This is a genomic window from Nostoc sp. NMS2 (genome assembly GCF_017115105.1).
GTDB lineage: Bacteria > Cyanobacteriota > Cyanobacteriia > Cyanobacteriales > Nostocaceae > Nostoc.
The window spans coordinates 79753-95483 of the sequence record NZ_JABXKH010000090.1 but is presented as its reverse complement, the minus strand read 5'-3'; the positions used below and the strand labels follow the sequence as shown (position 1 = coordinate 95483).

At 40.9% G+C, this 15731-nt stretch carries 11 protein-coding genes; 1 reads left to right on the top strand and 10 read right to left on the bottom strand.

Annotated elements, in window-relative coordinates:
• Window positions 1–64: 64 nt before the first annotated feature.
• A complete protein-coding gene (locus tag HWQ36_RS16850) occupies window positions 65–1243 on the bottom strand; it encodes a response regulator (protein ID WP_292704842.1) in 1179 nt (392 codons plus the stop codon).
• 622 nt (window positions 1244–1865) lie between these two features.
• Here HWQ36_RS16850 and HWQ36_RS16845 point away from each other — a divergent pair.
• Window positions 1866–2567, top strand: coding sequence for a DUF547 domain-containing protein (locus HWQ36_RS16845; RefSeq protein ID WP_292704841.1), 702 nt, complete (start codon window positions 1866–1868; stop codon window positions 2565–2567).
• Here HWQ36_RS16845 and HWQ36_RS16840 read toward each other — a convergent pair.
• The 9 genes from HWQ36_RS16840 to HWQ36_RS16800 all read right to left on the bottom strand — a co-directional run bounded on the left by HWQ36_RS16840 (window position 2552) and on the right by HWQ36_RS16800 (window position 15724).
• Window positions 2552–3307, bottom strand: coding sequence for a TIGR04283 family arsenosugar biosynthesis glycosyltransferase (locus HWQ36_RS16840; RefSeq protein ID WP_292704840.1), 756 nt, complete (start codon window positions 3305–3307; stop codon window positions 2552–2554). The two genes, HWQ36_RS16845 and HWQ36_RS16840, sit on opposite strands and share 16 nt — an antisense overlap.
• Before the next feature lie 133 nt (window positions 3308–3440).
• Window positions 3441–3890: a rhodanese-like domain-containing protein gene (locus HWQ36_RS16835; protein ID WP_292704839.1), complete on the bottom strand. Its 450-nt coding sequence runs from the start codon at window positions 3888–3890 to the stop codon at window positions 3441–3443.
• 223 nt (window positions 3891–4113) lie between these two features.
• A complete protein-coding gene (locus HWQ36_RS16830; RefSeq protein WP_292704838.1) occupies window positions 4114–6342 on the bottom strand; it encodes an SBBP repeat-containing protein in 2229 nt (742 codons plus the stop codon).
• Window positions 6343–6493: 151 nt separating this feature from the next.
• Window positions 6494–7420 (bottom strand): class I SAM-dependent methyltransferase, encoded by a 927-nt coding sequence (locus tag HWQ36_RS16825; RefSeq protein WP_292704837.1) that lies wholly within the window; start codon window positions 7418–7420, stop codon window positions 6494–6496.
• A 72-nt stretch (window positions 7421–7492) separates the two neighbouring features.
• Window positions 7493–8416, bottom strand: coding sequence for a class I SAM-dependent methyltransferase (locus tag HWQ36_RS16820; RefSeq protein WP_292704836.1), 924 nt, complete (start codon window positions 8414–8416; stop codon window positions 7493–7495).
• Window positions 8417–8595: 179 nt separating this feature from the next.
• Window positions 8596–9777, bottom strand: a complete 1182-nt coding sequence (locus HWQ36_RS16815; RefSeq protein ID WP_292704835.1) for a glycosyltransferase — start codon at window positions 9775–9777, stop codon at window positions 8596–8598.
• Window positions 9778–9823: 46 nt separating this feature from the next.
• A complete protein-coding gene (locus tag HWQ36_RS16810; protein ID WP_292704834.1) occupies window positions 9824–10732 on the bottom strand; it encodes an SDR family NAD(P)-dependent oxidoreductase in 909 nt (302 codons plus the stop codon).
• A 38-nt stretch (window positions 10733–10770) separates the two neighbouring features.
• Window positions 10771–12636, bottom strand: a complete 1866-nt coding sequence (locus HWQ36_RS16805) for a hypothetical protein (protein WP_292704833.1) — start codon at window positions 12634–12636, stop codon at window positions 10771–10773.
• 49 nt (window positions 12637–12685) lie between these two features.
• Window positions 12686–15724, bottom strand: a complete 3039-nt coding sequence (locus HWQ36_RS16800; protein ID WP_292704832.1) for a beta-ketoacyl synthase N-terminal-like domain-containing protein — start codon at window positions 15722–15724, stop codon at window positions 12686–12688.
• Window positions 15725–15731 lie beyond the last annotated feature (7 nt).

Sequence of the window (15731 nt, the reverse complement as noted above, 5' to 3'; positions counted from 1 at the left end):
ACACTATGTAACGTCTCTATATTGGGCATGGGGCATGGGGCATTGGGCATTGGGCATTGGTTATTCATTCTTCTCCCTCATCTCCCCCTGCTCCCCTGCTCCCCTGCCCCCCTGCCTCCCCTGCCCCCCTGCCTCCCCTTCCCTCATCTCTGGGAAAGTTAGCAACAATCCGACAACCAGCGCCCGGTTTACTGACAATTTCTAGCTGGGCGTTTACTGTAGCCATTCGTTCTCGCATTCCCTGGAGTCCGTAACCTGCTACGGCTCGATCCGATTGAAAGCCTGTGCCATTATCTTGGAGTATCAACGATAGCCCCGCCGCCGTTGTTTGAATTTTAATTTGAACGGCTGTGGCATTGGCGTGTTTATAAATATTGGTTAGCCCTTCTTGGATAATGCGATACACAACATGATTTACTGAATCGGAAAGCGGTTGTGATAAATCAATTTTGCAGTATGGTAAGACATCGGTGAGGTGATAGAATTCTTCTGCAAGGTTTGCGATCGCACCTTCGAGCAATTGTCCGTGGAGTGGATCTGAGCGAATTGCCGAAACTGATTCCCGCACCTCTTGCAAAGCTTCAGAACCCAATTTTTTCGCTTCTAATAAAAACGATCGCGCCCGATTAGGATCGGTTTCCCAAAGGGTTAATGCTGTTTCCATTTGCACATTTAGCGCTACGAGGGAATGTCCTAGAGAGTCGTGAATGTCACGCGCAATCCGGTTGCGTTCTTCTAGCGCCACCATTTCCTCGATGCGTTGATTCAGGGCTTTCTGATGATCGAGCGATCGCCTCAGTTCTGCTTCTGTCTCCTGCAAGCGACGATTTTGCTCCTGGAGTTGCAGTTGTAAGCGGCAAAGTTTCAGTTGATGCTCCATCCGGGCAACCACCTCTTCAATTTGAAAAGGTTTGTTAATAAAATCAACGCCTCCAACCGAAAAAGCTTTCACTTTATCAAATACCTCATTCAAAGCACTAATAAAAATGACGGGAATCTCTTGTGTTTGAGGATTAGATTTGAGGTGTTGGCATACCTCATAGCCATTCATTCCGGGCATAGTAATATCAAGCAGAATCAAATCTGGAGGTTGAGCTTGTATGCCAATCAACGCCATAGAACCATTGGTAACACTCCTAACTTCGTATCCTTGCTCGGTAAGCATTGCTGATAGGAGGCGAAGATTATCCAGAGTGTCATCAACGATGAGAATATCTCCCTTGGCTGATTGGCTTAATTCCATACTTCTTAAAGGGCTAAGAGAGTCGTTAATTATCAAGCTAGCGATCGCGTATTGGACAAAAATGGTTGATTGTAAATGATCTAAAATTCTATCTGCATAACAAATCTATTAATGATATTTTTTATTTCAAATGTGTTAATTAATTTACATATATTTATATTATTGGCTTGATATACCAGTCCTAAATCATACGTTAAAAGTTAGATCCCCGACTTCTTTGAGAAGTCGGGGATCTGAATACCGCGACTTTTCACAAATCAAATAGAATTGTTATATCCGTTTACCTACTTAAATTATTTTTGTTGATAGTAATTAAAAATAAATTGAGTACGTAAAGATTTTTCTTTTAATTGCTTTAAATATTTTTTTATAACTGTAAAATCAAGTTATAACCCTATTATTATCTGCTTGTTAGCTTGATTTTTCAATAGTTTAGTGTAGTTTTCACTCTCCCCCCATCTGGGTTTGCAGTGGAGGTAAAAATAGGGGTAAGTATTGTGTGACTTCACAAAATCGCGTTGCTCCCAGAGTAAAGGTGCTATCGGGAGTCAATGAAGTATTTCTTTATGCTAAAGTTTAAACGATAGCTGAAAGCAATATCTAACATATCAACATAACGATAATGATTGATTTTGAACCCTGGGATACACTACTGCGTCAGTATGTTGATCGACAGGGACGTGTAGACTATGCTGCTTGGAAAAAAGAGCAACCTCAAGCGCTTAAAAATTGGTTATCGAGTCAAAGGGATGTAGTTCTCAAATCTAATTCCGAAGCTTCAGAGGAATTGGCATTGTGGATTAACGTTTACAATGCATTTACCATTTCGACAATTTTGGAGAGATACCCACTTGAATCTATTCGTCCACAAATTTTAGGTATTCCCAACTGGCTTGCTTTCTTATGGTTCTTTCAACGTCGCGCTTATTATATCTTTGGCCAGACTTATAGTTTAGCCCAAATTGAAAACAAAATTCTTCGGGAAAAATTGCAGAAACCACAAATTCATTTTGCAATTGTCTGCGCTTCAGTTGGTTGCCCTTTACTACGTCCAAGAGCTTACCTTTGTGAACAAGTCGTTGAGCAATTAGATGAAGATGCCCGTCGCTTCATTAATAATCCCGAAAAAGTCCGTTATGACTCACAGAGTAAAACGCTCTACTGTAGCAAAATCTTTAAGTGGTATCGTCAGGATTTTCTTAAGATTGCATCCTCCATCCCAGAATATATCCGCTCCTACTTAGAAACTGAACTGCCTTTGAGTGCTTCAACGCCGATATCCTATCTTCACTATGACTGGAGCCTCAATCAGCGAATGTCTTGATAAAACTGTTTGAGATAGTTTGCATCAACTCCTATTCCCCACAAAAAACCAATGTAAAGGTAAATTGCGTTTGCTTTCCAGCTACCCCATTTTGCCACACGCCGATCTGAAGACTGAACAATCCGGTTCACTTGATAAATACGCCCTTTTTTGACTAATCTCAGGCATAAATCTCCATCCTCCATAATTGGTAATGCCTCATTAAATCCGTCACAATCCCAAAAGTCAGTCCGACGACAGAACATTACCTGATCTCCAAACAACAGACGCAATCCTCTAAAAAACAAATGAGGTTTAAATAGCAATGGTGCGTAATAGGTTTTTAGATAATTATGTAGAGAGATGCCCCAGCGAGTGCTGTAAGATCCTGCCATCAGAGAAATAAATCCTCCACATGCAATACTTGGCTCTGCTAAGGTCTGTTTGATTACGCTGATTAGGTCATCTGGCACCCAAGTATCTGCATGAACAAAGCAGAGAATATCTCCAGTAGCAACTGATGCTCCGTAATTCATCTGAATAGAACGTCCACGCCGCTCAGACAAGAGAATCTGCACACACACAGTCTGATTAAATGATCCAAAGCAAAGTTTTGCAACCGCTACTGTCTCATCTTCGCTGCTTCCATCTACTACTATTACCTCAAAAGGAGGTGGATTAAGTAAAGTCAGTTGGTGCAATGTGCGCCCCAAACTGGCAGCTTCATTTAAAGTAGGGATGACAATCGAAACTTGAGACATACTGATTTAATAGTTTTACCGTTGCTTTTATTCTACTTACTTGATGTTGATAGACTGTAAAAATCGTGATATAAGCTTAGATATGAAGAAACCAGAAAAAGAGATATTGCGTCCAAAAACGTAAAGTTCAGTTTTACCGCTCTTGAGCGTGGTAACGACCTTTCAAAAGTTTTCCCCATATTGGATTATAGGGATGTACAAGCTGTGTCGGATGCTCATCTCTAAAGATTGGTCTGCCTTCATTTACCCACTGAAAAATACCACCGCTCAAGTTAAAAATACACTTCATTCCCGCCTCATCAAGCTGCTGGACTAATTTGGCACTACGATATCCAACAGAACAATACACGACAATTGGTGTGAATTTTGAATTTGTTGAAAGTCCTGCTAAATCAGGTGCAATGGAATCTATATGTACTGCTGTTTTGAGATGACTGACCATATACTCTGCCTGACTTCGTGCATCTAACACTAATGGCTGTGACTTTCGAGAGTTTAATAACCAGTGAGCAAATTCTTCAGTTGTAATCTCTTGAATAGTCGGAAATTGCAACTTGATGAGAATTTTTAGGAAGTTTCGCACGAGTAATAACCTAGAGTGGCAAAGCTAGCTAGAGCAAAAACTTAAACCTAGTAAATTCGTTATTATTGAAAATTTTGGTTTACCTATTTACGCCTATTTCAATCATTAAAAATCTACTCTAGCAAGTTTTACCGCTCTAGGTAATAACAAACGAGTGGTTTGCGATATATTATCGCAAACCACTCTTTATTTTCCACATCTAGTGAAAAGTTAAGTTCCCAATTTATCCTTGCAAAAGGTTCAAATCACTATTATTGAGGAAGGGGGCATTGCCACTAGTAACTCCCTTAGACAAGACTGAAGCAAAAGAATTTTGCTCACCAGGGTCGAATATATTACCCAGGTTGGAAGTAAATTGCCCATAGTTGAATGTCTTGACCTTCGTATCAATCCCCTGAGCAGGATCAATGCGATTATCACCATTGGACAACTTGTCGTCAGTCACAAAATTATTAGTTATATCAATGGTGGAGATTGGGCCAGGATCGGTAATGCTGGTGACATCTTGTGAAGTACCAGTAAATTTTCGCAATTTTCCGTTATTTGCGTTCAGTTCAGCCACCCAGGCATCTAAAGCCGAGCCATTAGCTTCATTAGTACCACTCCCTAATAAGCCATCTGTCACTCCAGTAACGAACAGCTTACCACTATCGTCAGCAGTAAGACCTGTAGCATAGTCAAGCCTCGATTTGCTACCAAACTGTTGAATCCACTTATTTGTGCCGTCGGTGTCGAACTTTGCCACAAAGGCATTATAAGCTGTATCTTTTGTGCCTTTTCCTAACTTATCGTTAGAATATCCTGTCAAGAAGATGTTGTCTTGTGAATCAATCTCCAAGTCAGATAAGTAGGCACCATCATCACCTTTAGCGCCAAACTGTTTAGCCCACAGCAGAGTTCCATTTGGGTTAAACTTAGTCAACCAGACATCGTAAGACCCGATTTCGCTACCCTTTTTATCTTTTGTCCCTAAATCGCCTGTAGTCCATCCTGTAACGTAGATATTTCCCTTGCTGTCAGTGGCATCAGCCCATGCAAAGTCAAGACCCTCATTTTTACTACCAAACTGTTGAACCCACTGTACTTGACCGTTGGGGTCTACCTTCGTTAGCCAGGCATCGTACTTTAAACCCGGTTTAGAAGGATCTGACTCTTTTACTAAACCCTGAGTCCATCCTGTAGCGTAGCTATTGCCATTCTTATCAACGGCAAGGTCGTAACATTCGTCAAAAAAGGGAGTTAGGTTAAAAGGGAAACTCGCAGTCGGATCTTTAACTTGGGTAAACCACTGTTGATTACCATTACTATCGAATTTAGTTACCCAGGAATCATCTTGAACGCTAAAATTGAAAATGTTTAGATTTGTGTTTTCCTTAATTGACAATCCCGATAAGTAGACATTGCCTACTTGATCTACATCCAGACCAAAGCTAGCACTAGCAAAACCTCCAGCCACATTAGTTCCAAACTGCTTACCCCACAACTGATTGCCATTGCTATCATACTTAGCTACCCAAACATCAGTCCCATCTGATTGCTTGGATGAAAACAAGTTGCCTCCTGTAGTTCCCGCCAAGTAGAAGTTACCGTCCTTGTCTGTGACTACAGAATAAACTTGGTCTGAATTAGAAGTGCCAATCTGCTTACCCCACAACGGATTGCCCTTTTTGTCATACTTAGTCACCCAAGCATCTGTAGAACCTTTATTGGTTCCTTGCAAAGCCCCGCCAGTAAATCCTGCTATATACAAATTGCCCGAAGAATCTGTAGCAGCACCAGTACCAACATCGAGAGCGGTAGTTCCTAATTGCCCAATCTTCCTTTTTGCTGGTTTTGTTTGTGGTTTCTCACCCACAAACTCGAAATATTTGCCATTTAGATCTAAATGTACTTCAGGTTTTTCAATCACAAAAGTAACGAGGTCAGGCAGTCCCTTTTGCACTGAAAAGATAGCCTTTCCATAAAAAAGGTGGTCTATTCCTTCAACCTTTAATCCATTAACATCTACCAATCGATAATCTTGTGGTTTACCATTTAGGCGTATAGTATCTTGGGAGGGAGCAAAATCATAAATTACAGCATATTGGTTCAAACCAAGAAAATCTGTGGTGAGTAGATTATCTGGATCGCCATTATTTGTGTAGTAAGGTTGATTTTTATCGCCAAGAATAAATTTATCGCTCCCTACCGATGGTATGTTTCTGTCTAGGATGAGTAATGGATTACCTTGTTGAATATTAAGAATAATCTCGAACTCTTCTGCTGAGTTTTCAAATATATCACCAAACAAAAAATCAATATTTTGGTTTGTAGTGTTATCTACACCAGGATCGTAACTATAAATCAGATCGTTTCCTGCACGCCCGAAAATGGCTTCCAAATTTACATTTCCTGGAAATACTACATCACTACCAGGTGTATATAATGAGGCTGTTGCTTTGGAATTGGCCATTTTATTTGAGTCCTTTTTGCACAAATTTTAAGAGGATTAAGAAGACGTTAAAGGAGAAAGCGATAAAATACCTTTACCTTTTACTGTGCCAATTTCACGAGAGCGAACTACTAAAAAGTTTAGTTTCACTATGCAAAGCATTGGCAATAAATCAGTTTAAAGACTTGCGGAACATGATGCTCATCTCAACATGAAAACTGAGCCAGTAACCGAAAATAGCGTAGAACAAGAATTTAGGTGAAGTCAAGGCTTTTCCTAGTTTGAATGGCTCACAAAGAACGTTTGTTGTGCCATCCAATAGGCTTACGTAGGCGTTCAAAGCTCGAAAGTTGAAGGCGAACCAAGGTGTATCGTAGTATTTGCGAGCAAAGAAATCTACAGGTTCCCATCCTTGAGATTTTCCTAAGGATTCAAGGGTCTCACGGGTATATATATGAAGGTGATAGGGGATGTGAACACAGTTATAATATTCAGGTAAGTCAGGTTGGTTGAGGTCGATATTGGCAGCGTTAGGTGTACCGATGAGAATATAACCACCAGGAGCCAGCAAGCTGTCTAACTCACTTAATAGTGCATTAGGATCTTCAACGTGTTCGATGACATCTTGGAGCAAGATATAATCAAATGGCCCTCGCTGGAGAGTTGTGGGATTGCCGAAGCCGTCCTTTGTCCCGTAAGGATCGTATCCATAAATATTAGTAAAGCCCTGTTCTTGCAAATATTGCACAAACAGAGCGTTGGTTCCACAGCCATAATCGAGCAATGAGCCAGACTTGGAAAAACCATGCTTTTTCAACTGACGGTATAGGTTGCCATAGACAAATCGATACGTCCAGGTCAATTCAGTTTGAAAGATAGCGTATTTTGCGTAATAATGGTCGAGATCAACGACATCTAAACAATGAATTGTCTGGCAATCGGGACATCGCCAAACCTTAAATTTTTCATCTTTGAAAGCTCTAATACTGCAAGGAAAAGTCGCAAATGTAGATTCATTATTTGGATCGACGCGATAATCACAAATCGAGCAGCTAAGGCGTTGTTTACTGGTTATAACGTTGTTGTGTGTTAACTGCATAGAATCCTCGTGAAAAATTTCAACTACTTTTATTAGTCTTTCTATTTAGAAAGAAGGCTAGGCTGAATTGGATTACAGACTTTTGCGGAACATGATGCTCATATCAGCATGGAAACTGAGCCAATAGCCGAAAATAGCATAGAACAAGAATTTAGGTGAGGTCAACGCTTTTCCTAGTTTGAATGGCTCAAAAAAAACATCCAGTGATTTATCTAAAAGGCTTGCGTAAGCGTTATAAACTCGACTGTTAAAGCTAAACCAGGGTGTGTCGTCATACCTACGATCAAAGAAATTTACAAATTCCCATCCTTGAGATTTCCCTAAAGATTCAAGGGTCTCACGGGTGTATATATGAAGGTGATAGGGAGCATGAACACAGTTATAGTAATCTCGTAAATCGGGTCGGTTGAGGTCGATATTGCCAGCGTTAGGTGTACCGATGAGAATATAACCACCAGGAGCCAGCAAGCTGTTTAACTCACTTAATAATGCATTAGGATCTTCAACGTGTTCGATGACATCTTGGAGCAAGATATAATCAAATGGCCCTCGCTGGAGAGTTGTGGGATTGCCGAAGCCGTCCTTTGTCCCGTAAGGATCGTATCCATAAATATTAGTAAAGCCCTGTTCTTGCAAATATTGCACAAACAGAGCGTTGGTTCCACAGCCATAATCGAGCAATGAGCCAGACTTGGAAAAACCATGCTTTTTCAACTGACGGTATAGGTGGCTATACAGAAATCTATATGATCCGGTCAACTTCCCTTTGGAATAAGGATATTTTGCATAGTAATGGTCGAGATCGACGATATCTAAACAATGAATTGTCTGGCAATCGTGACATCGCCAAGCCTTAAATTTCTCATCTTTAAAAGCTCTTACGTTGGAAGGAAAAGTCGCAAATGCAGATTCATCATTTGGATCGACGCGATAATCGCAAATCGAGCAGTTAAGACGTTGCTTATTTGTACTAATTTTTTGGTGTTGTAGTTGCATAAAACTTTCCTTTTTAAAATATCAACAAGTTTTTCTACTACCAGTTTGCAATTATAGGTAGTATTTCTCTTTTTACTTCCCCTGCTCCCCTGCCTGCCAAAAATAATATGTTTGAATGCGGCTAGGTATTAGTAAAGGGCTTGTACGTCCGTCAGCCATCATTTTAGGGAATCAGAACGCTATGTTTGTTTTATCGATAACAAGGGATCGTTTTCATAAAGTCCATCTAAATAGGAATGTTTAAGAATTTTTTCCAAAATCTCAACAACTTCAAATACCGCCTGATTTTTGAAGGCTTTGATATTAGTTCGATAGCGAAATAAGTTTTCAGGCTGGATTAGCTCTGCCACAGCCGAATCGATATTGCGAAAATTAGAAATTACAATTCCAAGCTCATTATTTGCAATCCACTCACAGCAGTATCGTTCTTGCATCAGAGTTAAGGCATTAAGCTCTGTTATTACTGGCAATTTCATCGCTATAGCCTCACTGATACTTACATTACCGGGCTTACCAATGAAGAAATCAGACAAATGCATATAGTAGGGAATTTGTTTGGTAAATTCTTCAATATACCTTGGTATACGATTTTGGCTACGACGCAGAATAGTTGCTAGTCTTTTATTTTTTCCACAAATAAATATGAGTTGGATGTTCAGCGACGACTGTTCTAAACGTTCAGCAATCTCAATCATTTCATTGGAGCCGTGACCACCAAACATAACTAAGCCAGTGGGTAAATTTGGATCTAATCCCAAGCGTTGTTTTTCAAGATGGCGATCAATAATAATAGATTCGTAGAATTGAGGGTTAATAACCAATCCCGAAGTGTGAAAGATTTGCTCATCACTGTAACCTAAGTTTTTCGCTTGTTCAATTGCCCGTTCTGTAGGACAAATTAAGAATTGCTCCTGCTGCTCAATCCAAAAGTGAGGTGGGCAATCAGCAAGATCAGTTAGAAGCGTGATAAAAGGGACACTTGGTAATGTTGCCTGCAAGCTTTCATAAAACACCCGATTGAGATACGGCATCACTGAAACTACTATGTCAGGCTGATGCTGCTGCCAAAATTTTTTGAAACGTGCTAACCAAACAGAATGGTAAAAGCCAATTTGCAGCTTGAACAAGGGAACCAGTAAAGGTTTAGTAATAACTTTTGCCCAAGCTTTTTGGAGTATCACATTATTGTAAAAGTTTTGCGAAGAAGACGTTCCAATGATTTCTTTAAAAGCCTCGACTAGATGGATTTCCCAAGGCAATTGTCGCTGTTCAATAAGTTTTTGCAAAGCTTTGGCAGTGCTGCGATGGCCTGCACCAGCATCATAAATCATCAGATATACTTTTTTGAGACCTTTTCCCATAACGTCCTCATTCAAAAACCTTTGATTATGGTAAATTTATGCTTGATTATTGATTTTTTTCTTTGCTTATTCTTCCGTTTGGTGTTGCAATAACCATCGTTCTGCTTTCACTGGGTTGAAATGCAATTGGCGTTTGATTTTCGGCGCGTATTTTGTTGAGCTTGGTGACACCTATCCACTGATTAACTTTATCTCCAAAGAGTGGGAAAATTTCCCACAATGCCAGTAGAAGTTTTGTAATAGCTTCTGAAATCGCATCTTGATTCACAATCACTTCTGGCTGATTTTGCTTAATAGCTTGAATCGTTGCGATCGCAACATCTGTTGGTGTAGAAGATCCTGATGAACTGGGTATGGCTACGCCAGAATCAGCAGACATCCCTTGTTCAGACACATATCCTGGACAAATTACTGAAATTTCCACGCCAGTACCCGCCAATTCTTGCCTAACAGCATCGCTCCACATGAACATACCAGCTTTACTGGCTGAATAAATGCTGTTGTAAGCTGGCCCTTTTTTAGCAGCCAGCGAAGCAATATTGACAATATGGCCACTACCCTGGCGTAACATGGTCGGCAGTACCAAACGCGATAATTCCATTGCTGCCAGTAAGTTGGTAGATAAGACTGACTGGAGATCGGCGCTAGAGTAATCTTGGAAGGGTCGGTATATTTCTATGCCTGCGTTATTAATTAAAATATCAATTGGGCCTACAAGCTGATTGATTTGCTCAACCAGGCTTGGCAGAGAATTTATGTCACTGATGTCAGATGTTATACCTAACCAGTGACCTCCTAAAGCTTTGACTTCGGCAGATACTCGATCTAGTCCCTGTTGCGATCGCGCTACACCAACTACAGTTGCTTTTTCTTTTGCCAAAGCACGAGCAATAAAAACGCCAATGCCGCGTGATGCACCTGTCAAAAGTACTGTCTTGCCTGAAATTATTGACATGATTATTTAATATCCTCATTCATTAGTACCAACCGAGTTCAACAAGTAGCGATGGTTTCTTTGAGAGAAGGGAAATGCTTACCACCCAAATCAATTTGTCCCTTTTCAACTCCAGTTTTGATTCTGGCAATTAAATACTCCCAATCAGAGGCGATGATGTTTGTGCCGTGATCTGGCTCGATCAAGCTGGCTAGGGCAATATCACTGCCGTATTTGTTGACTAAATCGTGTATCCCTAAGAAGTTGAAAACCCCTGATTCATAGGTTCCACACGGAACTGAGGGATTGTGTACTCCAGTGCAATACTCGTTATCGGCTTCAAACCACTGAGTTGATGGATACCCGTGGAAATGAACCATTGGTGTACCATTTTTAATCAGATCCGGTGCGTACAGAGCCGCCGCAAGTGCGATCGCAACCATCACATAAAGGTCGTAAGAGGGTTTAATATCACCCACTACTAAATCAATACCTTTTGGTAGTTGGAGTAATAATCTATCTTGTAGTCCCAGCCTTAGTACGTCAGTTTCTAAATTTAGGTTTGTTTTATTCGCGCCTGAGCGAGAACTAATAACCCAGATATCTGGTAGCTGCTTAAATACCTCTTTTTCTGCAATTTTAGTTTTGATATATCTCCTACCGATTTCATTTTGACGTAATTCATCACGACTAAATCCTTCGATAGAAGACAGGCTTTCCCACTCCTGCTCAGATATTTCCACAGTACCTACATATTGTGGCGGCTCGGCGTAGGCAACAAAACCATAAGAAACGCCTGTTCTACCATTTGCCATCCAGTCAACAATATCTCGGTGTGACTTTCTTTTAATCACATCGTCAATTTTAAAACCAGAAGGTAGTAGACCTGTTGATGCTAACTCTTTACCTAATCTGACTAATTGTTCTGCATAAATAGATTCTTTCGGGTCATACTCACCAATCTCAAATCTGCTCAAAGATAGTGGCAGAATTGGTACATATATTTTAGGAATTAAAGAGTTACAAACGAATGCGTCAACTGATTCGGCAGGAAAAACAGAATCTGAAAGATTCATGTTTAAGATAGAAATTTTATTATTAGAAACCCCAATGACTATTTCAGAAAATGTTCTAATCAGGGTCTTTACACCAATAGGAATTTTCTTTTGATAAGGGATATTTGGATCGACCAACTCTTTATTAAGTTTTGTCAACATAATAACTTGAGTATTTGTTGGGTCTTCAAGTGGTAGGATATTTTCTTCAGCCCAACTGATAAACTGCATAATTTTAGAAGCAGATAGCTGGCGGTCTTTTAAAATAAATCGAGAATAAAATTTATAAAGTAACTCTACCACAAATATCTTAACTTTTCCAAATAAAGAAGGGTGTTTGTCCACATCAACGACAGCACTAACACCTGCTTTTATGACATTTGTGGTAATGTTCTTTTTCCAGTTAAGGAAAGGAATAGTAATTTCGTAATTAACCTGTTTAGTTGCTTCCTCCCAAGTTAAGATTTGAACTCCATTACCCTGTAGCTTATCTTTTAACTCTTCTCGAAATTTCAAAATTGTTTCTTCTTTGTATCCATCTGGCAAAGGTCTAAAAGCCACTTTTAGCTTTTTGGCCATCGCCTTTGGATCAATAATGGGAGGGGTAAAGCCTGCAATTTTACGGCAAAAACCTCCAATTAAACGACCAATTGTCTGCAAGCTCAGGTCTTGAGTTTTAGTTACATTGTTATTAGCAGGCTCGTTACTTTTTTGCAGAAACGCTAGAATTTCGGTCTTGCGTTCAGCTAATTCAGTACGTTGTTCTGCTGATAGTAATCCTTTGGGTGAATTAACCTTGAGTTTACCATTGTCAGTCCACAATTGAACGCCTTGTTGAGTTAAATTTTCTAACAGTTCAGATACGTTCATAGTTTCACTATCTCCGTTAATTAGTAATTGTTTTAAACAGGTTTTGCGATTAAATTTCAAATATTTCTGAGTCAGAAGCTTCTAATTCTCTAGCTAAGTGCTGTGAAAGCGACTCAATAGTGGGATAATGCACCAAGAGAAGTGGAGACATATCAATTCCTAGAGATTGTTTGCCAGCACTAGCAATTGCGATCGCCAGTACAGAATCCAAACCGTAGCTGTCGAAAGGAACTTGAATATTTATCTCATCAGGTTGGACTCCCAAATCATTTGCAATTTGGTTAGTCAGCCAAACTTGAATATCTGCCACTGTCAGAGATTGGACATTAATCTCTTGCACCACATTTGGCGTTTCCTGTTTTGGTTTTGTGCCAACGAATTCATGCTGCTTTGTTAATAATCCAAGCAGTTTAGGCAGCAAATTCAATTCCTCTTTTGAAAGTTCTCCGCTCATTTCTAACTGCTCAATCAGTTGTTGGCTATCTGCCTGAGCGAGAAAGCCATTATTCTGAGAGGAAATCTCAACTTTTTTATGTCCATTGTGATTAGGCTCAAACCAGTAGCGCTTTCGCTGCCAGGGGTAGGTGGGTAGTTCCACATTTTGACGCGAGTAATCTCGGTCAAAACCTAACCAGTCTACTTTTACCCCACGCGCATATAAAGATGCCAAACTCTCAAGGATTTGTTGCCAATCATCTTTGCCAGGATTCAAAGTGGAAAGCCAAAGTTTTTCAACATTAGGCAAGCAATCGACAAAAGTCGGCTTTGCCCCAACTTCCACAAATATTTCGTACCCTTGTTGAGCTAAGTTATCTATAGCGGCGGCAACTTTCAGGGGTTGTTGCGCTTGACGGCTCCAATATAGAGGGGTAGCTATTTCACTAGTAGTTAGTTCACCAGTTAGATGAGAAACTAAAGGAATTTGTGATTGAGAATAGGTTACTTCTTTGAGGATTCCTTGGTTTTCGGAGCCAAACACTTCCACCATTTTCCCTTCTGGAGGTAATGCTTGCATTAAGCGCCCGCGTTGAACAATCAACTTTAAGCTATCTTCCAAGCTGAAAACTTCAGCTACACAGGCAGCAACAAATTCACCAACACCATAACCCATGACTGCGGTGGGTTCTACACCCCAAGATTTCCATAATTGGAAGAGGGCATATTCTATGGCAAATAAGGCGGGTTGTCTGTAAACAGCTTCTTTGAGCAGAGAACTTGTTGCTGATTCAGGATACAGAATCTCAACCAAGGAACATTTTAAAGAAAAACGCAGAATTTCATTGCAGCGATCAAAAGCTTGCCGGAACTTGGGCTGAGTTTCGTAGAGTTGACGACCCATTCCGACATATTCTGAACCTGTATCGGGGAAAAGGAAGGCGATTTTGGGGGAATCTGTCACCTTTCCGTGGAATAATCCTAGTGTTTTCTGCCCAGCGCTGAAGGCAGCTAGCTTTTTATAGAGTTCGGCAGATGAAGATGCGATCGCACTTATGCGATATTGAAAATGCGATCGGCCCGTATTGGCACTAAAGCAGATATCTTCTAGAGCTAAATCTGGATTATTCGCTAAGTGCTTCTCATAACGTTCAGCTAACTGCACAAGCGCCTCGTCTGTCTTAGCTGATAAAGTTAGCAGGTGCAGGGAACGCTCTATGGCATCTTCATTTTGAATTTTGAATTTTGAATTTTGAATTTTTTGGGGGGCTTCTTGCACAACTACGTGAGCGTTAGTCCCACTAAAACCAAAAGCGCTTACTCCCGCCAGCCGCCGCTTTTCTGTTATCGGCCAAGGCATACGCTGTGCAGGAACTTTCAGGGGCAATTCATTCCAGTTAATATGAGGATTCGGTTGTTTGAAATGCAAGTGGGCTGGAATTTCCCCGTGTTGTAGGGCAAGCACCACTTTGATTAAACTGGCGATACCAGAAGCTGGTTCTAGGTGGCCAATGTTAGTTTTTACCGAACCAATAACCAAAGGTTTGTCTTCAGGACGGTTTTTGCCATACACTGCCTCTAAAGCTGCCACCTCAATTGGTTCTCCTACAGATGTGCTTGTGCCTTGAACCTCTACATAGTCTACTTGGGCTGGTTCCACATCGCCATTCTCTAAGGCTTGGCGAATTACAGCTTGCTGAGATAGCCCGTTAGGAGAAATTAAACTACTACTGCGGCCATTATGGTTAACCGCAGAACCCCGAATCAAGGCTAAGATGTTATCCCCGTCAGCCAAAGCATCTGAGAGGCGCTTGAGGACAACAATCCCACACCCTTCTCCTTTTACAAAGCCATTGGCAGCAGCATCGAATGTTTTGCAGCGTCCATCAGGGTTAAGCATTCGTGTTCTAGACAGAGCAATACTAGTATCTGGAACGAGATTTAACCCAACTCCGCCAGCTAAAGCTAGATTGCACTCTTTTAAGCGCAAACTTTGACAAGCCAAATGTACTGATACCAATGAGGAAGAACAAGAGGTATCGACAGCCATACTGGGGCCTTTTAGCCCGAAAAAATAGGATAAACGCCCAGCAGCTATACTTAAAGAGTTACCGATCGCAGAAAAAGCATCAATATTGGACACATCCCCTACTGATGACATGACTTTGCTGTAGTCATTTAGATAAATGCCGATGAAAGTCCCTGTAGATGTGTTATGCAAATGCTCTGGTACTTGACTAGCATTTTCTAAAGCTTCCCAGGTTACTTCTAGCAAAAGCCGTTGCTGAGGATCTGTGCTTGCTGCTTCCCGCGCTGAAATCCCGAAAAACTCAGGGTTAAAAGTATCAACTCCTGTCAAAAAACCACCTTCACGGGTACACACTTTACCAGGCATATCCGGTTCTGGATTGTAGTATTTTTCCAGATCCCATCTGTCAGCCGGAACTTCAGTAATGGCATCAACTCCGTCGCGCAACAGCCGCCAGAAAGCCTCTGGATTTTCTGCTCCTCCAGGAAATCGGCAACCCGTGCCAATAATCGCAATTGGTTCTTGTTGGGCGTATTTGAGCGCGTCAAGCTGGGCTTGCAAGGTTTCTATAGCTCGAAGCGCCTGTTTGATTGGGGATGGAGACTGTGCTTGGTCGGAATTCATACTCATT

What these genes read in the sequence shown, in the direction of transcription:
- HWQ36_RS16850 (WP_292704842.1), bottom strand. Translation starts at nt 1,243, where the DNA reads ATGGAATTAAGCCAATCAGCCAAGGGAGATATTCTCATCGTTGATGAC.
- HWQ36_RS16845 (WP_292704841.1), top strand. Translation starts at nt 1,866, where the DNA reads ATGATTGATTTTGAACCCTGGGATACACTACTGCGTCAGTATGTTGAT.
- HWQ36_RS16840 (WP_292704840.1), bottom strand. Translation starts at nt 3,307, where the DNA reads ATGTCTCAAGTTTCGATTGTCATCCCTACTTTAAATGAAGCTGCCAGT.
- HWQ36_RS16830 (WP_292704838.1), bottom strand. Translation starts at nt 6,342, where the DNA reads ATGGCCAATTCCAAAGCAACAGCCTCATTATATACACCTGGTAGTGAT.
- HWQ36_RS16825 (WP_292704837.1), bottom strand. Translation starts at nt 7,420, where the DNA reads ATGCAGTTAACACACAACAACGTTATAACCAGTAAACAACGCCTTAGC.
- HWQ36_RS16820 (WP_292704836.1), bottom strand. Translation starts at nt 8,416, where the DNA reads ATGCAACTACAACACCAAAAAATTAGTACAAATAAGCAACGTCTTAAC.
- HWQ36_RS16815 (WP_292704835.1), bottom strand. Translation starts at nt 9,777, where the DNA reads ATGGGAAAAGGTCTCAAAAAAGTATATCTGATGATTTATGATGCTGGT.
- HWQ36_RS16810 (WP_292704834.1), bottom strand. Translation starts at nt 10,732, where the DNA reads ATGTCAATAATTTCAGGCAAGACAGTACTTTTGACAGGTGCATCACGC.
- HWQ36_RS16805 (WP_292704833.1), bottom strand. Translation starts at nt 12,636, where the DNA reads ATGAACGTATCTGAACTGTTAGAAAATTTAACTCAACAAGGCGTTCAA.
- HWQ36_RS16800 (WP_292704832.1), bottom strand. Translation starts at nt 15,724, where the DNA reads ATGAATTCCGACCAAGCACAGTCTCCATCCCCAATCAAACAGGCGCTT.